At 67.6% G+C, this 19050-nt stretch carries 14 protein-coding genes; 8 read left to right on the top strand and 6 right to left on the bottom strand.

Annotation, left to right across the window (positions count from 1 at the left end; genetic code table 11):
• Nucleotides 1–79: 79 nt before the first annotated feature.
• Nucleotides 80–1441, top strand: a complete 1362-nt coding sequence (locus RZV17_RS19890) for an MFS transporter (RefSeq protein WP_184368271.1) — start codon at nt 80–82, stop codon at nt 1439–1441.
• A 191-nt stretch (nt 1442–1632) separates the two neighbouring features.
• Here RZV17_RS19890 and RZV17_RS19885 read toward each other — a convergent pair whose 3' ends face one another.
• The 5 genes from RZV17_RS19885 to RZV17_RS19865 all read right to left on the bottom strand — a co-directional run bounded on the left by RZV17_RS19885 (nt 1633) and on the right by RZV17_RS19865 (nt 7069).
• On the bottom strand, nt 1633–3957 hold the full coding sequence (locus RZV17_RS19885) for an FUSC family protein (protein ID WP_355605979.1): 2325 nt from the start codon (nt 3955–3957) through the stop codon (nt 1633–1635).
• Nucleotides 3954–5402 carry an efflux transporter outer membrane subunit gene (locus tag RZV17_RS19880; RefSeq protein ID WP_355605976.1) on the bottom strand — a complete coding sequence of 483 codons (1449 nt, stop codon included), beginning with the start codon at nt 5400–5402 and terminating at the stop codon, nt 3954–3956. The genes RZV17_RS19885 and RZV17_RS19880 overlap by 4 nt, the downstream gene beginning before the upstream one ends.
• Nucleotides 5399–6328 carry an efflux RND transporter periplasmic adaptor subunit gene (locus RZV17_RS19875; RefSeq protein WP_047692709.1) on the bottom strand — a complete coding sequence of 310 codons (930 nt, stop codon included), beginning with the start codon at nt 6326–6328 and terminating at the stop codon, nt 5399–5401. The genes RZV17_RS19880 and RZV17_RS19875 overlap by 4 nt, the downstream gene beginning before the upstream one ends.
• On the bottom strand, nt 6325–6534 hold the full coding sequence (locus tag RZV17_RS19870; RefSeq protein WP_047692707.1) for a DUF1656 domain-containing protein: 210 nt from the start codon (nt 6532–6534) through the stop codon (nt 6325–6327). Before RZV17_RS19870 ends, RZV17_RS19875 begins: the two co-directional genes overlap by 4 nt.
• Before the next feature lie 79 nt (nt 6535–6613).
• Nucleotides 6614–7069 carry a MarR family winged helix-turn-helix transcriptional regulator gene (locus tag RZV17_RS19865; RefSeq protein WP_039413771.1) on the bottom strand — a complete coding sequence of 152 codons (456 nt, stop codon included), beginning with the start codon at nt 7067–7069 and terminating at the stop codon, nt 6614–6616.
• Nucleotides 7070–7199: 130 nt separating this feature from the next.
• Here RZV17_RS19865 and folE point away from each other — a divergent pair, with 130 nt between their 5' ends.
• From folE to RZV17_RS19845, 4 genes are all read left to right on the top strand, one after another.
• Entirely contained in the window at nt 7200–7802 is a 603-nt protein-coding gene (folE, locus tag RZV17_RS19860; RefSeq protein ID WP_047692703.1) for a GTP cyclohydrolase I FolE, read from the top strand.
• A 16-nt stretch (nt 7803–7818) separates the two neighbouring features.
• Entirely contained in the window at nt 7819–9288 is a 1470-nt protein-coding gene (locus tag RZV17_RS19855; protein ID WP_179456088.1) for a DUF3375 domain-containing protein, read from the top strand.
• Nucleotides 9275–9976, top strand: coding sequence for a DUF4194 domain-containing protein (locus RZV17_RS19850; protein ID WP_355605972.1), 702 nt, complete (start codon nt 9275–9277; stop codon nt 9974–9976). Before RZV17_RS19855 ends, RZV17_RS19850 begins: the two co-directional genes overlap by 14 nt.
• 415 nt (nt 9977–10391) lie before the next feature.
• A complete protein-coding gene (locus RZV17_RS19845) occupies nt 10392–14414 on the top strand; it encodes an SbcC/MukB-like Walker B domain-containing protein (RefSeq protein ID WP_355605969.1) in 4023 nt (1340 codons plus the stop codon).
• Between the two features lie 74 nt (nt 14415–14488).
• Here RZV17_RS19845 and RZV17_RS19840 read toward each other — a convergent pair whose 3' ends face one another.
• On the bottom strand, nt 14489–15271 hold the full coding sequence (locus tag RZV17_RS19840; protein WP_199680269.1) for a TSUP family transporter: 783 nt from the start codon (nt 15269–15271) through the stop codon (nt 14489–14491).
• A 313-nt stretch (nt 15272–15584) separates the two neighbouring features.
• Between RZV17_RS19840 and RZV17_RS19835 the strand changes: the two genes are divergently transcribed.
• From RZV17_RS19835 to RZV17_RS19825, 3 genes are all read left to right on the top strand, one after another.
• Nucleotides 15585–15974, top strand: a complete 390-nt coding sequence (locus RZV17_RS19835) for a YchJ family protein (protein WP_039415530.1) — start codon at nt 15585–15587, stop codon at nt 15972–15974.
• Between the two features lie 219 nt (nt 15975–16193).
• Nucleotides 16194–16400 (top strand): hypothetical protein, encoded by a 207-nt coding sequence (locus RZV17_RS19830; RefSeq protein ID WP_166744647.1) that lies wholly within the window; start codon nt 16194–16196, stop codon nt 16398–16400.
• A gap of 180 nt (nt 16401–16580) precedes the next feature.
• On the top strand, nt 16581–18743 hold the full coding sequence (locus RZV17_RS19825) for a lytic murein transglycosylase (RefSeq protein WP_355605964.1): 2163 nt from the start codon (nt 16581–16583) through the stop codon (nt 18741–18743).
• The last annotated feature ends 307 nt before the right edge of the window (nt 18744–19050 follow it).

Here is a 19050-nt window from a genome sequence, read left to right as displayed (position 1 = left end):
TATGCGCCGAAATGCTTACATGCGTCACACAAGCACGCACCTATACTTCGGGGCTGTCCCACCCAAGAGAATCCACCGCATGAGCGCACCCCCATCGTCTCCGATCGCCGCCGGTTCTGGCGCAGCACCCGGTAGCCTTCGCCGCTCGGTGTCCAATACGCTCAAGGGATCGGCCGGCAATCTGGTCGAGTGGTACGACGTCTACGTCTACTCGGTATTTGCCACGTATTTCGAATCGCAGTTCTTTTCCAAGGAAGACAAGAACGCCACCATGTTCGTGTGGGCGATCTTTGCGATGACGTTCTTGATGCGCCCGATCGGTGCGTGGTACTTCGGCCGTTTCGCCGACCGTTACGGCCGCCGTTTGGCGCTGACAATTTCGGTGTCGTTGATGGCGGTGTGCTCGTTCGTCATCGCAATCACGCCGACCGTGTCCACGATCGGCATCGCCGCGCCGATCATTTTGCTGCTGGCGCGCCTGCTGCAGGGCTTTGCCACCGGTGGCGAGTACGGCACCAGCGCAACCTATATGTCCGAAGCGGCCATTCCGGGCAGGCGCGGGTTCCTGTCCTCGTTCCATTACGTCACCCTGGTCGGTGGGCATGTGCTGGCGCAGGCCACCTTGCTGGTGATGCTGCATTTCTTCGATGCGTCGCAGGTGTCGGCGTGGGGCTGGCGCGTGGCATTCGGCCTGGGCGGTATCGGTGCGCTGGTGGTGTTCTGGCTGCGCCGGACCATGGACGAGTCGTTGAGCTCCGAATCCATCGCCGATTCGCGTACCGGCAAGGCCAGGGCCTCCGGTTCGATGCGCGAGCTGTTCGTCAATCAGTGGCGTCCGCTGCTGTTGTGCTTCCTGATCACCGCCGGCGGCACGATCGCGTTCTACACCTATTCGGTAACCGGCCCGAAGATGATCCAGACCGCGTTCGCCGGTGGCGACGTGATGGCCGGCACCATCATCAACCTGGTGGCACTGACGGTGTTGATGCTGATGCAGCCGGTGGGCGGCTGGTTGTCGGACATCGTGGGGCGCAAGACCCTGCTAGTGTTCTTCGGCATCGGCGGCGTGCTTTATACCTGGTTCCTGGTGCTGGAACTGCCCAAGCAGACCGACTGGCTGACCGCGTTTGCGATCCTTACCGTGGGCTTTGTGATCCTGACCGGCTACACCTCGATCAATGCGGTGGTGAAGGCGGAATTGTTCCCCACCCATGTGCGCGCGCTGGGCGTTGGCCTGGGCTATGCACTGGCCAATTCCGCGTTCGGCGGCACCGCGCCGTTGCTGTACCAGGCCTCGTTGAAGACCAACCATGTGAGCGAATTCGTGATCTACGCAACAGCGGTGATCGCGGTGTCGCTGGTGGTCTACATGTTCTTCCTGACCAACAAGGGCAGCAACTGGCTGGACGACGAAGCGGCGATGCATCAGCGCAAGCGCTGAGGCATCGCCCTTCTCCCGTCGGGAGAAGGTGCCCCGAAGGGGCGGATGAGGGTACGAGCGAAGCCTGGTGACATTGAATACGCACGAGGCTTTGCCCCGTACCCTCACCCCAACCCCCGCTCCGCGCCCCGGCCCGGGCTGGCGGCGCGGGCGCTCCAAGGCACGCGCGCCAGTGGCGCGCAAGCAGTGCCTTATCGCCCCGAGGGGAGAGGGGCTAAAGCAGACGGCTTGTGCTTGATGTCTTCGCGTCGCTGTACTGTCTCTGCAAACAGGCTGTAACGCAGCCCAATCAACCCCAATAGCGCTTCATCGCGATACGTGCCCGCTGGCACCTTGTCCACACGCGTCAGCGATACATCCAGACGATCACGCAAAGAGTTGGGCCCCGGCAACGGCCGCTTGTGCGCCACCTGCTGCCGGTAATGCGCCGCAACCTCGGCCAGAATCGCGTCCACTGCATCAATGCTCGGCTGCGGCAACCCATGCCGCGCGTTGCGCAGTTGCAGGATGTTCAAGCCCACGCGCACTTCGTTGAGCATATCCACCGAGGCCAGGTCGCTGCCTTCCGGGGTCAGTGCCAGCCGCGGTGCGAGCAGGCCGAGCAGGTCCAGCATGCGGGCGGCAAAGTGCTGCCGGTCCTGCGTGCCATGGCCCTCTGCCGCAGCGGCCAGCGTGCGCCAGCCCTGGCGCACCAGCCGGCGTGCGCTCCATTCGGCGCCGACCGAGCGGAACAGCCGCGTCAGCACCACGGCAAAACCAATACCGAGCACCATGGCCACCGCGGCGTTGACGAAGCTCTGGATATTGGCGTTGTAGGTGTTCTGCAGGCTGAGCAGGGCGGTGAGGTTCACCACCAGCGGCAGCGCGATCAGCATGCTGGCAGGGCGGTGCAGCAGCGCGCCCAAGGGCAGGAACACCACCGCCAGCAGCAGCACCAGCATCGGGAAATCGTGGATGGCCGGAAAGATGCCGAACAGGTAGATACCGGCCACTACGCTGGCCACCACCGCCCAGGTCAGGAACGACAGCATGCTGGGCGCGGGGTCGTCCTGCGCGGCGAAGAACGCGGCCGTCACCGCCGCCATCATGGCGCCGTTGCCGCCGCCCTCCCAGCCGATGCCGATCCACAGCACGCAATACGCCATCAACGCGAAGCCGGCACTGGCGGCGGAAAACGCGACCATGCCGAAATCGATGTGGCGCGTGGTGCCGCCGCGTGCAGGCACATCGGCGGTGTCGCTGCGTAATCCGCGCAGGCGTTGCAGCAGCGAGGTGCGCGTGTGCGGAGGTGTGCCGGGTTCGGGCGGCGCGCCTGCGACCGGTCCGGCCGAGGCAGCCGTCGCAGCGTCGCTGCGTGAACCCGCCGGGCGCTGCGACGAGGTGCGCACGCGCCAAGCTGATCCGGTTGCGCTCCGCACCGCGGCGGCCCGCTCGGGTGAGGCGGCCGTTGCGGCCGGTATCCCGGTCGCCGGTCTTGCCGCATTCGGCATTGCCCGCAGCGCTGCGGGCGCCGTGCCTTGTACCAGGGCCTGCTCCAGCGCGCGGCAGTCCTGCCAGAGGTCGAGCAGTTCTTCCAGGCGCAGCAACAGGCTGGCCAGCAGCAGATGCGCGATGTGCTGATCCACCGTGGGGCGCAGCGCGGCGATGCGGGCGCGCAAGGTATCGATGTCGACGGCATCGGCCGTGGCGCCGTCGCCGGGATCCACCCAGGCCACAACATCGCGCAGAAGCGCGGCCAGCTCAGGCCGGGCGGTGGCGTCGCCGTGCAGCGCATCCAGCCGGTCGGTGATCGAGGACAGCACCGGCAGCAGCATCAGCATGCGTGCGCGCAGCTGCTCCAGCGCGGGGGCGGCACCGGCATGGCGCGGGTCGTCGTGGCGCACGAAGGCGATCAAGGCCTCGAACTGCACCAGGTCGGCCGCCAGGCGGTTGCGCGGGGCGTGTGCGGGGCCGCGCTGCAGCACCTGCCGGCACCACTGCGCCGCGTCCTGCATCCAGTTGCCGATGCGTGCGGTGAGCATCGGCCGCACCGACGCAGGGAACACCAGCGCGGCAAACAGCACCGCCATCACCGTGCCCAACACGATCTCTTCGCTGCGCGCCACCACGGTGTCGAAGATGCCTTCCGGTGCGGTGACCGCCGGGAAACCGATAAAGGCGGTGGTGTAGCCGGCCAGCAAAAACGCATAACCGCGCGGGCCGCGATTGAGCAGCGCCAGGAACAGGCAAGCCGAGAGCCACAACGCCATCGCCGCGCTCAGCAGCAAGGGCGTTTCCACCAGATTCGGCAGCATCACCAAGGTTGCCGCGCCGGCCAGCAGCGTGCCGAGCACGCGGTACACGCCCTTGGCGCGGGTGGGGCCGAGCAGCGGCTGCGAGACGATATAGACCGTGGCCATCGCCCAGTACGGCCGCGACAGGTTGCCGGCCAGTGCGACGTACAACGCCGCAATCGAGGCAGCGAACGTCCTGGCCGAAAACAGCCAGGCCTGGCGGTCGCGCAGCAGGGCAGTCATCGTGCGGCCGTCGTGGCAGCGGCGTCCCACCCGCCACCCAGCGCCAGGAACAGCTGCAATTGATCCTGCGAGACCTGCGCCTGCGCATTGGCCAGCGTCATGTCGGCGGTGGCCAGGGTGCGCTCGGCATCCAGGCTGGACAGATACGGCGTGCGCCCGCCCTGATACAGGCGACGGTTCTGCGACGAGGCGAGTTCTGCCTGCTGCTGCGCCTGTTCCAGCAGGTGCAGGCGGTCCAGATCCTGCGCGTAGCGCGACAGCGCGGTCTGCACTTCGCGCAAGGCCTGCAGCACGGTGGTGTCGAATTGCGCCAATGCGGCATCGGCGCCGGCTTCGGTGGCGCGCACCCGTGCACGCGCACCGCTGGAAGGCAGCGTCCAGGAAATCAGCGGGCCGAACGACCACGCCTGCGTGGCCGGCTCGCCGATGTCGGCCAGCAGGCCGGTGGCGCCGATCGAACCGCCCAGGCGGATGTCCGGATACAACGCGGCAGTGGCCACGCCGATGCGTGCGGTGGCGGCGGCGAGCCGGCGCTCGGCCTGGCGCACATCCGGGCGACGCGCCAGCAACGCGCGGCCATCGCCGATCGGGATGGGCCGTTGCAGGGCGGGCGCGTGGTCGCAGCTGTCCACGCCGGCCGGCACCTCGCTCGGTGTCTTGCCCAGCAGTGCGGCCAATTGGTAGCCGGCGGCCTGGCGGCGCGCGCGCAATGGCGGCAGCGCAGCTTCCAGCATCGCCACCTGCGCGGTGGCACGTGCCAGATCCGGCGGTGTGCCGCGGCCGGCAGCGATCAGGCGCTGGGTGATCTGGCGGCTGCGCTGCTGCAACTGCAGCGAATGCTCGGCCACGTGCAGCTCGTGGTTGGCGTGGCAGATCTCCACATAACTGCCGGCCACCTGCGCGGCCACGTTGACGCGCGCCAGATCGATCGCCGCCTGGGCCACCTGCGTATCGGCGTGCGCGGCCTCGGCACCGCGCTGCAGCTTGCCGAACAGATCGAACTGATACGACACCCCAAACTTGCCATCGGCCAGGTTGAACACCGGCAGCTTTTCCTGCTGCAGGAACGCCTCGGCCGAGACCTGCGCGCGGCTGACGCCGGCGTCCACCTCGTAATCGAAACCACCGGCATCCAGCGCCTGTTCGTACACCGCGGCGGCGCGGCGCAGGTTGGCGCCGGCCACCTTCAGCTCGACGTTGTCGCGCAGGGCCTGTTCGACCAGGGCATCGAGCATCGGGTCCTGGTACAGCGCCCACCAGCGCGCCGGCAGCGCGGCGCCGGGCTGCACCTGGTCGTTGCCGGTGTCGACAAAGGCGGCATTGGCCGCCGGCCGCTGGTAGGCCGCATTGTCCGGCAGCGCGTAGTTGGGGCCGACCGTGCTGCAGGCACTCACTGCAGTCAGCGCGGCCGCCAGACCGAGATGGCGAAACACGGCGCGTTTCATGGCGCCGCCTTGGCCTGCACGCGGGCAGGCGCGGCGGCCGGGGTCGCATTGGCTGTGGCTGTGTCGGGCAGAATGCTCACCGTGGCAGTGCGCCCGGCGATCAGCTGCACATGCGCCGGCACCCGATCCAGCACGATGCGCACCGGGATGCGCTGCGCCAGCCGCACCCAGTCGAACGCAGGGGTGACATTGGGCAGCGCACCGGCGCTGCCGCTGCGGTAGCGGTCTTCGATGCCGGCGGCGATGCTCTGCACATGCCCATGCAGCGTGACCGGCTCACCCATCAGGTGCACGTCCACGCGCTGGCCGGGGTGCACGCCCTGCAGGCGGGTTTCTTCGAAATAGCCATCGATGCGGAACGAGCCGGTATCCAGCACCGCCACTACCGGCCGCCCGGCGCTGACGTAATCGCCCACGCGCACGGTGCGGTCGCTGACATGGCCATCGGCCGGGCTGCGCACCTGGGTGCGGTCCAGGTTGAGCTGGGCCAGGTCCACTGCCGATTGTGCGGTGGCCACCGCGGCCTGCGCCTTCTGCACATTGGAACGGCGCACTTCCGCATCTTCGGCGGCGACCAGGTCCTGCAGGCTGCGGTCGCGCGCGATCTCGCGGCGCAACTGGCTCAGCGTGGCCTGGCGCTCGGCCAGCGCGGCGCGCGCCTGTTCCAGCGCGATCGCATAGCGCGCGCGGTCCACCACGAACAGCAACTGCCCGCGCCTGACCGGTTGGTTGTCGGCCACAGCGACCGATTCCACCAGCCCGGACACATCCGGCGCCACCTGCACCACGTCGGCACCCACGTGCGCATCGCGCGTCCACGGCGCGTCCATGTAATAGCGCCACAGGTGCTGCAGCACCAACGCAGCCACCACCACCATTGCCAGGGTCAGCAGCGCCGGCCCGGCAGTCTTGATCAGCTTTTTCACGTTTGCATCCACCGCATGAGAGAAAACAGGCCGCCCAGCAGCGCGATGTACAGCGCCAGGTTGAACAGCGCCGGGTGCCAGATGTGGCGGTACGCGCCCGCGCGGGTCAGCAGCGCGCCGATCGCGCTGTTGAGCAGATACGCCAGCGTCATCAACGCCAGCAGGGTGGGAACGAACACACCGTAGAGACTGAACTCGCCGTACATCGGGCCTACCTGGAAAGGGAACAACGCTGCCCGGCACCACCTGGCGTGCCGGCCAACTGCAAGCGCATACCGCCGTGCGCTAGTCGGACTGCCCCAGCCGCGCATGCGCCTGGGCGATCTGCTCCCACAGCGTCAGCACGGTCTGCACCTGCGCCTCGCTGAGCGCACCGAAGACCTCGGCGCGCAACGCGTCCAGGCGCACCTCGATCTGCCCGGCCAGTGCCTGGCCCGCAGCGGTGAGCCAGAGCTGGTTGGCACGGCGGTCGCTGCTGTCGGCTTCGCGCCGGACCAGGTCCTGGGCGGCCAGCTTGTCCAGAAGCCGCACTAGCGAGGGGCCTTCCATGCCCAGCTGCTGGGCCAGCGCCACCTGACGGATGCCGCCGCCGGAGCGGCCGATCATCAGCAATGGGCCGGTGCATGCACTGGACAGCCCGAAGCTCTCGAAGGCCTGGTCGGCCAGCCGTTGCCATTGGCGGGCGGCGACCAACAGGCCGGAACTGAGCTGGGCGCGCGGGGATGCAGTGCTGATCGTCATAATAGTTAGGATGCTATCAATTCAACAATGAATCAATAGTCACTGAACCCGCGGCAGCGGCCGCAACCGGTGCTGGGGCCGTCGCCCCGTCCTCGGGTACCATGCTCGCCCCCTTTGGGTGCACCTGCGCATGAGCCAGTCCGACCAGCCCGATTCCTCCGTCACCCAGGCCCAGGCCGAAGAGGCCGTGCGCACCCTGCTGCGCTGGGCCGGCGAAGACCCCTCCCGAGAAGGCCTGCTGGACACCCCGCGCCGGGTGGCCGAAGCCTATGGCGACTGGTTCAGCGGCTACCGCGAAGAACCGCGTGCCTACCTGGAACGCACCTTCGAGGAAGTGGCCGGCTACGACGAGCTGATCGTGCTGCGCGACATCTCCTATGAAAGCCATTGCGAGCACCACATGGCGCCGATCATCGGCAAGGTGCACGTGGGCTACCTGCCGCGCGGCAAGGTGGTCGGCATCAGCAAGCTGGCCCGCGTGGTGGAAAGCTACGCGCGCCGGTTCCAGGTGCAGGAGAAGATGACCGCGCAGATCGCCCAGTGCATCCAGGACGTGCTGCAACCGCGCGGCGTGGGCGTGGTGGTGGAAGGCGCGCACGAGTGCATGACCACCCGCGGCATCCACAAGCGCGGCGTCAGCATGGTCACTTCCAAGATGCTGGGCAGCTTCCGCGAAGACGCCCGCACCCGCGCCGAATTCCTGCAGTTCATCGAAGTGGGCGGCAAGCGTTGAGGCAGCCGCAGCGCGCATGAAGCACCAGGCACGTATCGCCGGGTATCGGCAACTGCGCGAGCAGCCGGTATGGAAACTGCTCGCCGCCGACCACGCCCCCGAACTGATCGGCCTGCTGCAGACCGTGTTGATGGATGGCGAACGGCGCCTGCCCTCGGCCGTGCTGCACGAGCGGTTGCAGCGCCAGCTCGATGCCTTGCGCGCCGACGAGCTGTCGCGCGAATTGCCGCGTACCGCGCAGGCCTATCTGGCGCATTGGCTGGCACAGGGCTGGCTGGAGCGTCGCCTGCCCGAAGGTGCAGCCGAAGAAGAATACGAGTTGTCGCGTGCGGCCACCCAGGCCATCCGCTTCATCGTCGGTCTGCGCGAAAGCAGCAGCAGCGCTACCGAAAGCCGCCTGTCGCTGGTGATCCAGCAACTGGTGCAGCTGGCCGGCCAGACCGAGGCCGATCCGGAGTTGCGCCTGGCTGCCCTGCGCGACGAACGTGCGCGCATCGATGCCGAAATTGAACGCGTGGCGTCGGGCCGCGTGGCGGCACTGGATGGCAAGCGCGCGCTGGAACGCGCCCGCGACCTGATCCATCTCTCCGACGAGCTGGCCGAAGATTTCCATCGCGTGCGCGATGATTTCGAGCAGCTCAACCGTCAGTTCCGCGAGCGCATCATCGACGACGAAGGCGCGCGCGGCGATGTGCTCGAACAATTGTTCAACGGCGTGGATGTGATCGCCGACAGCGAGGCCGGGCGCACCTTCGAGGCGTTCTGGAGCCTGCTCAACGACACCCAGCAGAGTAGCCAGCTCGATCAGGCGCTGGATGCGCTGCTCGCACGCGGCTTCGCGCGCAAGCTCGACCGCCGCGAACGCGCCTTCCTGCGCGGGCTCACCGGCACGCTGCTGGAGCGCGGCGGCGAGGTGCATACGGTGATGCAGCACTTCGCGCGCAGCCTGCGCGGTTTCGTGCAGAGCCGCGGCTATCTGGAACAGCGCCGGCTCAATCAATTGCTCAAGCAGGCGCAGGGCGAAGCCCTGCAATTGCGCGACAGCCTGCATGCCACCACCGCCACCGGGTATACCCAGGCGCTCAGCAGCAGCCGCCTGCGTTCGTTGTCGCAATGGCGGCTGCACGACCCGCGGCTCACCCAGGTGGATGGGCGTGTGCAAGCCGCCGATGCCGCCGAGATCTCGCTGGACAGCGTGGGCGACCTGGTCGCGCAATCGGAAATCGATGTGCGTAGCCTGCGCCGCGATCTGCATGAATTGCTGGGCCAGCGCCCGCGGCTCACCATCGGCGATGCGTTGCAACACCGCCCGGCCGTGCAAGGGTTGGGCAGCGTCATCGGTTACCTGTCGCTGGGCACGCGCCACGGCCTGGTGATCGAGGGACAAATGGAAACGGTGCAATGGGAAGGCAGCGACGGCGCCACGCGTCGCGCGCGCATTCCCTTGGTGTGGTTCACCCGGGAGAAACGCAATGAACTGGTCTGAGGACACGCGCCTGGACGCCGACGAGGACACCGGTGCCCCGGCCAATGACGGCCGCCCGCCGATGACGGATGCCTCGAGCGCGCAACCGCGCGGCGAGCTGTTTCTGGGCGACACCGGCACGTTGCCGTTCGACGCGCGCCGCGCGCTGTGCCAGTTGCTGGCAGGGCCCAGCATCGATGCGCAACGCCACGGCGCGTTGTGGCCGGCGCTGTTGCGCAACGAGGCGGCGATCCGTCAGCTGTTGTGCGAGCTGTTTCTGGAGCTGGTGCTCGACCGCGAGGGCGGGGTGGCCTTCACCCGTCAGGCCGACACCGCCGAGCTGGAATCGCCCACCTTGCTGCGCAGCGCGCCGCTGACCTTTATCGAATCGGTGTTGCTGCTGTTCCTGCGCCAGCAACTGGCCGAAGCCGATACCCGCGGCGCGCGTGCGGTGGTGGACGAGGCGCAGCTAGTGGAGGCGTTGTCGGTGTACGAGAAGAACGTGTCCACCGACCGCGCAGGGTTTGCGCGACGGGTGATGACGGCCATCGGCAAGATGCGCGACAACCAGTTGCTGTCGCGCCTGCGCGGCAGCGAGGAGCGTTACGAAGTCTCGCCGGTGTTGAAGCTGTTGTTCTCGGCCGAGGACGTGCAGGCCCTGGTGGTGGCGTATCGGGAGCTGCGAGAGGGGGAGGTTGCGTTGGAGTGATGGCGTCTGCACCCCGGATCGCCATCCCTTCTCCCACCGGGAGAAGGTGCCCGAAGGGCGGATGAGGGGACGGCCGATCGCAATGCCTGGATGTGATGTCTAGCGAGTGTGTGTAGCCGTGCGTCATGCATTGCGCGATGAAAGTCAGCTCTCACGCCCCGTCAAGCGCAAGTGACTTTCTTCATGGGCGGTACTGAGCCATCAGCTTCCCGCGCATCGGTCAGCACCCGCTCTCGTCACTCATCCGTGTCCATCCAGATCACCGCGCCGCGTAGGAGCGGCCCAGGCCGCGAAGGGACGTACCCGATTACCGTCAGCCACCGCAGTACATGCTTGTCCAGCAACACCCCGCTTCAAACAGTCGTGATGTGATTCGTCTTCAGCGTGACCCGTCATCCGTTTTGGTGAGTGAGCCATGAATTCCCAGTCCAACCTGTCACCGGCGCAGCCGGGCGCTTCCTTGTTCGCCGATTCGCTTGCCGAACAGCGGGCGCAGCAGTTCCGCATGCGGCGCTTGCAGGTGCACAACTGGGGAACGTTCAACGGCTTGACCGAAGTGCCGATCGCGGAAAAGGGCTTTCTGTTCGTCGGCCGTTCCGGCTCCGGCAAATCGACCCTGCTGGATGCGATGTCGGCCTTGCTGACGCCACCGAGCATCGTCGACTTCAACGCCGCCGCACGCGAGGCCGAACGCAGCGGGCGCGATCGCAGCCTGGTGTCGTATGTACGCGGCGCCTGGGCCGACCAGCAGGACAGCGCGTCGGGCGAAATCGCCACCCAATACCTGCGCAAGGGCGCCACCTGGACCGCGCTGGTGCTGGAATACTGCAACGCGCATGGCGAGGCGGTGAGCCTGATCCGCTTGTTCTGGATCGCCGGCAGTGGCAATGCGGCTGCCGACGTCCGCCGCCACTACATGGTGGCGCCGCGCAGCTTCGATGTGGCCACCGAGCTGGACGGCTTCGATCTGGACCTGCGCAGGCTCAAGGCGCGGCTGGGTGAGGAGGTCGCCCACTTCGACGGATTCGCCGGCTATGCCGAACGTTTCCGGCATGCGCTGGGCATCAACAACGAGATGGCGTTGCGGCTGTTGCACAAGACCCAGTCGGCCAAGAATCTGGGCGATCTCAATGCCTTCCTGCGTGGCTTCATGCTGGACGAGCCGCGCACCTTCGAAGCCGCCGATCGGTTGGTGGAGGATTTTGCCGAACTCGATGGCGCGCACCATGCGGTGGTGACCGCACGCCGCCAGGTGGAAACGCTGACGCCGGCACGCGAGCACCATGCGGCGTTGATGGCATTGCGCCACAGCGTGGGCGAGTTGCGCGAGCTGCAGTTGGGCGTGGACAGCTACCGCGAGCAGCAGCGGCTGGCCTTGCTGGATGAGCGGTTGCAGGAACTGGACAACCAGGACCGTGGACTGGCCGGCGAAGAGGGCCAGCGCCGCGAGTCGCTGGATAACCACGAGCAGAAACTGGCCGGGCTGGAGCGCGAGCAGCGCGCCGCCGGCGGTGAGCAGATCGAAGAACTGGAACGCGAGCGTGCGCGTGTGGAACGCGAGCGCGACGAACGCCTGCGCCGCCGTGCGCAGATCGAGCAGGCCTGCCGCCAGCTTGGCACCGCCCTGGCGGCAGGCGCCAGCGGCTTTGCCGCCCAGATCGCGCATGCGCAGACCGTGCTGGATAACGGCAAGCACGACGCCAGCGCGCTGGATGACGCCATTGCCGAGCGCATGGGCGCACGCCGCGACGATGAACGCCGCTTTGCCGAGATCCGCGCCGAGCTGGATGCACTGAAGAAGGCGCCGTCGAGCATGCCTGCACCGATGCAGGCCCTGCGCGCGCGGCTATGCGAAGACACCGGCATTGCCGAGGCCGCGCTACCGTTCGTTGGCGAGCTGGTGCAGGTGCGCGAAGACCAGGTCGCCTGGCGCGGTGCGATCGAGCGCGTGCTGCACGGCTTTGCGCAGTCGCTGCTGGTAGACGAGCGGCATTACGCGCAGGTCAGCGAATGGGTCAACCGCACCCATATCGGCACGCGCCTGGTCTACTTCCGTGTGCGTCGTAACGACGAATTGCACTCGCGGCGGGTCGATCCCGATGCACTGCCCGGCAAGCTGCAATTGCGCGAGCACGCCTTCACCGAATGGCTGCGCAACGAGCTGACCCGTCGCTTCGACTATGCCTGCGTGGACAACGCAACCGCGTTGCGCAACGCCGACCGCGCCATCACCCGCGAAGGGCAGGTCAAGCATCCCGGCGATCGCTACGAAAAGGACGACCGCCACGCGGTCAACGACCGCAAGCGGTGGCTGCTCGGTCACGACAACCGCGACAAGCTCAAGGTGTTCGAGCGCGAAGCGCAGGCGCTGGCCCAGCGCATCGCCAGCTGCGATGCAGATGTCGCAGCGCTGCGCAAGCAACGCGAGCAGGATCAGGAACGACAGCTGGCCGCGCACACCCTGGTGGAGCGCGACTGGGACGAGATCGACGTCGGTCCCAAACTGCAACGCCTGAGCGATATCGACGAGCAGCTGGTGCAGCTGCGCGAAGGCAACAGCGGCTTGCGCGCGCTCGGCCAGGCCATCGACACCGCACGCACCTTGCGCGACCAGGCCAAGCGCACCTACGACGATGTGCGGCTGGAACGTGCGCAACTGGCGCGCGAGCGCGTGCGTCTCGAACAGCAGCACGCTGCGTGTGCGGGCCGCGCCGGCACCGCCACGCTCACACCTACGCAGTTGCAGGGCCTGCGGGAACGGCTCGCTGCCTTGACGCCGCTGTCGCTGGACAACCTGGAAGCGCATTTCCGCGTGGTCGAGCGTGGCCTGGCCGAGCAGCTGGCCGACAGCCAGGGCCGCGACAGCCGGCTCAGCGCGCAATTGCTGGAATGCTTCCGCAAGTATTGCCAGCAGTGGCCCGAAGACAGCGGCGACTTCACCGTGAGTCTGGCCAGCGCCGACGATTTTCTTGCGCGCCTGGACCGGCTGGAAAGCGATGGCCTGCCGCGGCACGAGCATCGCTTCTTCGACCTGTTGCAGACCCAGAGCAAGAACAACCTGCTGGCCTTGCAGCGCCACACTGCCGAAGCCCACAAGGGCATCAAGCAGCGCATGGACGAGGTCAACGCCAGCCTGGAGCAGGTGCCGTTCAATCGCGACACCATCTTGACCATCGAAGTCAGCGACCGCCGCCTGGCCGAGGTGCAGGAATTCCAGCAGCAGTTGCGTGCGGTGCTGTCGCATCAACAGACCGAAGACCGCGCCCTGGCCGAGGCGCAGTTTTCCACCTTGCGCGCCCTGGTCGCGCGCCTGGGCGCGCAGGAACCGGAGGCACGCCGCTGGCGCGAACAGGTGCTGGATGTGCGCCTGCATGTGGAATTCATCGGTGTGGAACTGGATGCGCAAACGCGCGCGCAGGTAGAGATCTACCGCAGCGGCGCCGGCAAATCCGGTGGCCAGCGCCAGAAGCTTGCCACCACCTGTCTTGCAGCGGCGCTGCGTTACCAGCTCGGCGGCGAAGACGGCGAACTGCCGCGCTACTGCGCGGTGGTGCTGGACGAAGCCTTCGACAAGGCCGACAACGAGTTCACCGCGCTGGCGATGAACATCTTCGAGAACTTCGGCTTCCAGATGGTGGTGGCCACGCCGTTGAAGTCGGTGATGACACTGGAGCCTTTCATTGGCGGCGCCTGCTTTGTGGAAATCAGCGGCCGCCACAACTCGGGCGTGTTGTTGATCGAATACGACGAGCAGGCGCAGCGCTTGAAGTTGCCGGAGCGGTCGCGTGGCGATGAGCCGGCAGTTGCCGACACCACTGATGCTGCGCCTTCGACCGAGGCTTCGGGTGAATCTGCAGGAGTGCAGGGCACTGCAAGCGCAGATGGCATGGCAATTGACGGCGCCCCAATGCACACGGCATCGCCTGCGGCGGCGGGGACCCCGCCCGCAGCGCAGAAAACGCAGACAGGTAAGCGCAAGCCGGCAGTCGCGACGACCAACACGCAGAGCAAGAAGGCCAGGACTGCATCTTCCACGCGCGCTGCGGCGCAGCCTCAAGCAAAGCAGACGAAGAAATCGCCTTCGCGCAATTCGGCTGATGCCGCCAGGCCGGCAGCTGGCAAACGTACAGCGGGCGTGTCGGCGGTGTCGTCAGGAGCTGCATCCACGTCCACTGTGGGCAGGACCACTCGGTCTTCAAAAACGCTGGCCAAGGCGACGGTGGCCACAAGCGCATCCAACGCCACACCCAGGAAGGTCGCCGCCGCATCGGCGGCAGTGAAAACCGTCACCGCCAAGCCACGTGCAACAGCCGCATCGACCGGGCAGCCAGCGCGTGGCGCCGGCAAGAAGACCTCGACGCGCGCGGTGGCTAAACCGTCACCGGCCAAAACGCGCGGCGCCAAGCCAGGCACGGCGCAGACGCGCGGCAAGCGCTGACAACAGTGCACGGCGACACCATCTGCAGGGTGGTGTCACCGCGTCGAGCATGTCGCATCGCCAGCAAGTTGCACTTACTGCTGCAGCAGATCCCAGCCCATCTTGCCGATCAGCACGATCACCAGCACCAGGAATAATTTGCGGATCAACGGCGTGCCACCGCGTAACGCCATTCGCGTGCCGGCCACTGCGCCGGCCACGTTCGCTACCGCCATCGGGATACCGATCGCCAGCATCACCTGCCCGCTGGGCAAAAAGAACGACAGCGCTGCCAGATTGGTGGCCAGGTTCACCACCTTGGCCGCCGCCGAAGCACGCAGGAAATCCAGCCCGAAAAAGCGGATGAACAGGAAGATCAGAAAGCTGCCCGTGCCCGGGCCGAAGAACCCGTCGTAGAACCCGATTGCCGCGCCCATCGCCAACGCGGTGGCCAGTTCGCGCCGGCCGATCCGGCGTGGCCGATGCAGCGCACCGAAGTCCTTCTTGATCAGGGTGTAGATCAACATCGCGACCAGCAGCACCAGAATCAGCGGCCGCACCGCCTGCTTGGGCATCAGGCTGACGGCGGTCGCGCCCAGAAACGAAAACGTAAACGCCGCCACCGTTGCATACAGCACCGGCCGCCACGGAAAGCGCACAGTGCGCGCATACCGCCACGCCGACGCCGCGGTGCCGAACATTGCGCTGAACTTGTTGGTGCCCAGAATCAGCGACGGCGCCTGCTGCGGCAGCGTCGCAAACAGGCCCGGCAACTGGATCAACCCACCGCCACCCACCGCCGCATCCACCAGCCCGGCAACGAATGCGATGCACAGCAGCCAGGGCAATTCGGTGGGAATCAATTCCAGCAAGGCCACGCTCCACACAACGGGGGCGACAGCATAGCGAGTGCACCGAGCTCGCGCGCCGCAGTAAAAGCTACGCGGAATCGCGGCAGGTGTAGCCGCGTCGGGAGTTGCAGTATCAGCATCAGCAGTAGCAAGCCGATGCCTGCCCCGTGTCACCCACGCACACGCCAATGGAGACCGTGCCACATCAGATCACGGCATCCAAAGCCCCGCTCCCGCAGGAGAGGGGGTTGGGGTGAGGGTACGGGGCCAAGCCTCGTTGTTCGATCAGAGGCTGCTAAACAACGCCCCAATCCCCAATCCCATCCCGCACAATCCCCGCATGCCAACCTCCACACCCACCGACCCCTGTCCCTGCGGCCGCCCCGCCAACTACGCGCAGTGCTGCGGCCCGTACCACGCAGGCGCCGCCGCGCCCGACGCCGAGACCCTGATGCGCGCCCGCTACAGTGCCTATGTGCGCCGCGATACCGCTTACCTGCTGGCCAGCTGGCATCCGTCCACGCGCCCGCCGGAGCTGTCGCTGGACGAAGGCGGGCGCACCACCTGGCTCGGCCTGACCGTACAGCGCGCCCTCGCGACCGGCCCCGACACCGCCGAAGTGATCTTTCTGGCGCGCTATCGCATCGGTGGCGGCAGCGCGGTGCGCATGACCGAACACAGCCGTTTCGTGCGCGAAGCCGGCCACTGGTACTACCTCGACGCGCGCTGAGCACGACCCGGGCCAGTCGCTACCGCAGCCCACGCAACCCCAACCACGTCTGCACACCCGCGCAGCCAACCGACCCGTCCGCACCCCAACGCGCTGCCCAGAAGCCCGGTTCAGCCCGACGAACGGCATCCAGACCCGCCGTTTGTCGACGCCACGTTCGCAGCCGATCCCGGAAGCTTGCCGCGCTGGCGAACTCCGCCGCGGGGTGGGACTCGGATCATGGCAACCTTCAATCTCTGGCAATGGGTGCTCCTGGCGGCGGTCGTGTTCGCGGTTGTGTTGCCCGCCTGCGTGGCCACTGCACTGATTCGCTTCGGCCCGCGCCACGATGCCCCGCGCCGCGCCCGCACGCGCCGGGTGGCCGATGGCGCCGCATCGGCGCCGGCCCTGTCGCTGCTGACCGGGGTCACCGGCGACGGCAGCTAGGCCCGTCGGGCCGACGGCAACACCGGTGGCTTCGACGGCGGCGGGCTTCACCTAGCTACGCATACCCTCGCGACCACCTGCACGCCCGCAACCAGTCAGGTTGGCTATGCTCGTCAGCTCGACCAGCCGCGCAGGAGCCCTCCACCGCATGACGTCTGCCCATCCGCTGGCCACCGCGCCATGACGCTGCCCCGGCGCGCACTGCCGTTATTGATGGGACTGCTGCCGCTGGTTGCCTATGCCGACCCGGCCTTCGACCGTTGCCTGGCCAGCCTGCAGACCCAGGCCGCGGCCAAGGGCGTGGACGCCGCCAGCTTCCAGCGCTTCACCACCGGGCTGGCGCCCGATCCCAGCGTGCTGCCACTACTCGATGCCCAGCCCGAATTCACCACACCGATCTGGGATTACCTGGCCAGCCTGGTGGACAGCCAGCGTGTCACCGACGGCCAGGCCATGCTGGTCACCCACCACGAGCTGCTGACCCGCCTGTCCGAACAGACCGGCGTGGACCCGGCCACCATCGTCGCGGTGTGGGGCGTGGAAAGCGACTACGGCCGCGTCACCGGCAAGCGCCCGCTGCTGGTGTCGCTGGCCACGCTGGCGTGCGAAGGCCGCCGCCAACCGTTCTTCCGTGGCGAATTCCTCGCCTTGCTCGGCCTGCTGCAGCAAGGCGATCTGTCCGCCGATGGACTCACCGGCTCCTGGGCCGGCGCGTTCGGGCAGACCCAGTTCATGCCCTCGACCTACGCACGCATCGCGGTGGATGGAGACGGCGACGGCCGCCGCGATCTGGTCGCCAGCATTCCCGATGCACTGGCCTCCACCGCCAACTACCTGGTCAAGGCCGGCTGGGAGCGCGCCCGCCCTTGGGGCATGGAAGTCACGCTGCCGCGCGGCTTCGACGCCAGCAAGGCCGGCCGCACCCGCCGCCAGTCGCTGCAAGCCTGGCAAAACGCCGGCCTGCTCGGCACCGATGGCAAACCGCTGGCGCCAACCGGGCTGCCGGCCGAGACCCCCGCCGCCGTGCTGCTGCCGGCCGGCGCCACCGGCCCGGCGTTCCTGGTGTTCCGCAACTACGATGCGATCTACGCCTACAACGCCGCGGAAAGTTACGCGCTGTCGATCGCCCTGCTGGCCGACCGCCTGCGCGGCGACCCCGGCCTGGTCGCCGCCTGGCCCACCGACGACCCCGGCCTGGGCCGCCCGGAACGGCGCGAACTGCAGCAGTTGCTGCTCGCCCGCGGTCACCAGATCGGCGAAGCCGACGGCATGGTCGGCAGCGCTACCCGCCGCGCCATCCAGGTCGAACAGACCCGCCTGGGCCTGCAACCGGCCGACGGCCGCCCCGGCCAGCGCATCCTCACCGCACTGCGTGCCGCCCCGGCGCTCACCGGCGCCGCTGCAGTGCGCGCCACAGCATTCAAGCTGCCGGCCGCGTACCCCGCCTTCGCCCAATCCCCCATCGTCCACAAGGCATCCCCCATGTCCGACACCACCGGCCTGACCACAGGCGATTTCCACGGCTTTCCCTCGTTGCTGATCGACACCCCGTTCTCCACCGCCGCCATCAGCCTGTTCGGCGGCCAGCTGCTGTCGTTCGTGCCCAAGGGCGGGCAGGACGTGATGTGGCTGTCGCCCACCGCCCAGCAGCCGCCCACCCCGATCCGCGGCGGCGCGCCGGTGTGCTGGCCGTATTTCGGCCGCCAGGACCAGACCGGCGATGTGCCCGCCCATGGCTTCGTGCGCACGGTGGCGTGGCAACTCACCGAGAGCCACCGCGAGGACGACGGCACCGTGGTGCTCACGCTCACCCCGCCGCGCTTCGACGACCTGGCGCTGCGCCTGCGCATGACACTGCGCATCGGCCGCACCCTGGAGCAACGCCTGATCACCGAAAACACCAGCGCCGCCGCGGTGCGTTTCACCCAGGCGCTGCACAACTATTTCCGCGTGGGCGATGCGCTCAAGGTCAGCGTGCAGGGACTGGACGGGCTGGATTACCTCGATAAATACGAAAACTACGCCACCGCCCACCGTCAGCAAGGCGACTGGAGCCTGCGCGACCCGCGCGACCCCGGCCGCAGCGACCGCATCTACACCAACGCCGGCGGCCGCTACACCCTCACCGACCCGGTACTCGGCCGCCGCATCGTCATCGCCACCGAAGGCAGCCGCTCGCTGGTGGCCTGGAACCCGGGCGAAGAGGCCGCCAAAAAGATGGCCGACGTGGGCGAGGGCTGGCGCGACTACGTCTGCCTCGAAGCGGCCAACGCCGGCCCCGACGTCATCGAACTCGCCCCCGGCGCCAGCCACACCCTGACCCAGACCATCAGCGTCGAATAGCCAACCACCGGTCGCCCGGCGGCACGCTGTCTTCTCCGCCAGCGGGAGAAGACAGGTATCTGGAAGCATCCAGCGCCGGCCCCGACGTCATCGCGCCCCCTCACCACCAGCCCCACCCAGCCCCAGCCTCTCAGCCTCAGCCTCAGCCTCAGCCTCAGCCCCTCAGCCCCTCAGCCCGGACCCAGCCCCTCAGCGTCCAAGAACCACCACCGGCAGCCCGGCGGCACACCCCCTTCTCCCGCTAGCGGGAGAAGGTGTCCGAAGGGCGGATGAGGGGAGGGCACCCCAGCCAACCAACCATCAACGC

This window comes from Xanthomonas cannabis, from assembly GCF_040616535.1.
Taxonomy (GTDB): domain Bacteria; phylum Pseudomonadota; class Gammaproteobacteria; order Xanthomonadales; family Xanthomonadaceae; genus Xanthomonas; species Xanthomonas cannabis.
This window is presented reverse-complemented; position numbering and strand designations above follow the sequence as displayed.

Excerpts from the sequence above, each read along its gene's own strand:
- RZV17_RS19825 (WP_355605964.1), top strand. The coding sequence starts at position 16,581 with ATGACGCTGCCCCGGCGCGCACTGCCGTTATTGATGGGACTGCTGCCG.
- RZV17_RS19890 (WP_184368271.1), top strand. The coding sequence starts at position 80 with ATGAGCGCACCCCCATCGTCTCCGATCGCCGCCGGTTCTGGCGCAGCA.
- RZV17_RS19870 (WP_047692707.1), bottom strand. The coding sequence starts at position 6,534 with ATGTACGGCGAGTTCAGTCTCTACGGTGTGTTCGTTCCCACCCTGCTG.
- folE (WP_047692703.1), top strand. The coding sequence starts at position 7,200 with ATGAGCCAGTCCGACCAGCCCGATTCCTCCGTCACCCAGGCCCAGGCC.
- RZV17_RS19845 (WP_355605969.1), top strand. The coding sequence starts at position 10,392 with ATGAATTCCCAGTCCAACCTGTCACCGGCGCAGCCGGGCGCTTCCTTG.
- RZV17_RS19850 (WP_355605972.1), top strand. The coding sequence starts at position 9,275 with ATGAACTGGTCTGAGGACACGCGCCTGGACGCCGACGAGGACACCGGT.
- RZV17_RS19830 (WP_166744647.1), top strand. The coding sequence starts at position 16,194 with ATGGCAACCTTCAATCTCTGGCAATGGGTGCTCCTGGCGGCGGTCGTG.
- RZV17_RS19835 (WP_039415530.1), top strand. The coding sequence starts at position 15,585 with ATGCCAACCTCCACACCCACCGACCCCTGTCCCTGCGGCCGCCCCGCC.
- RZV17_RS19855 (WP_179456088.1), top strand. The coding sequence starts at position 7,819 with ATGAAGCACCAGGCACGTATCGCCGGGTATCGGCAACTGCGCGAGCAG.
- RZV17_RS19880 (WP_355605976.1), bottom strand. The coding sequence starts at position 5,402 with ATGAAACGCGCCGTGTTTCGCCATCTCGGTCTGGCGGCCGCGCTGACT.
- RZV17_RS19885 (WP_355605979.1), bottom strand. The coding sequence starts at position 3,957 with ATGACTGCCCTGCTGCGCGACCGCCAGGCCTGGCTGTTTTCGGCCAGG.
- RZV17_RS19865 (WP_039413771.1), bottom strand. The coding sequence starts at position 7,069 with ATGACGATCAGCACTGCATCCCCGCGCGCCCAGCTCAGTTCCGGCCTG.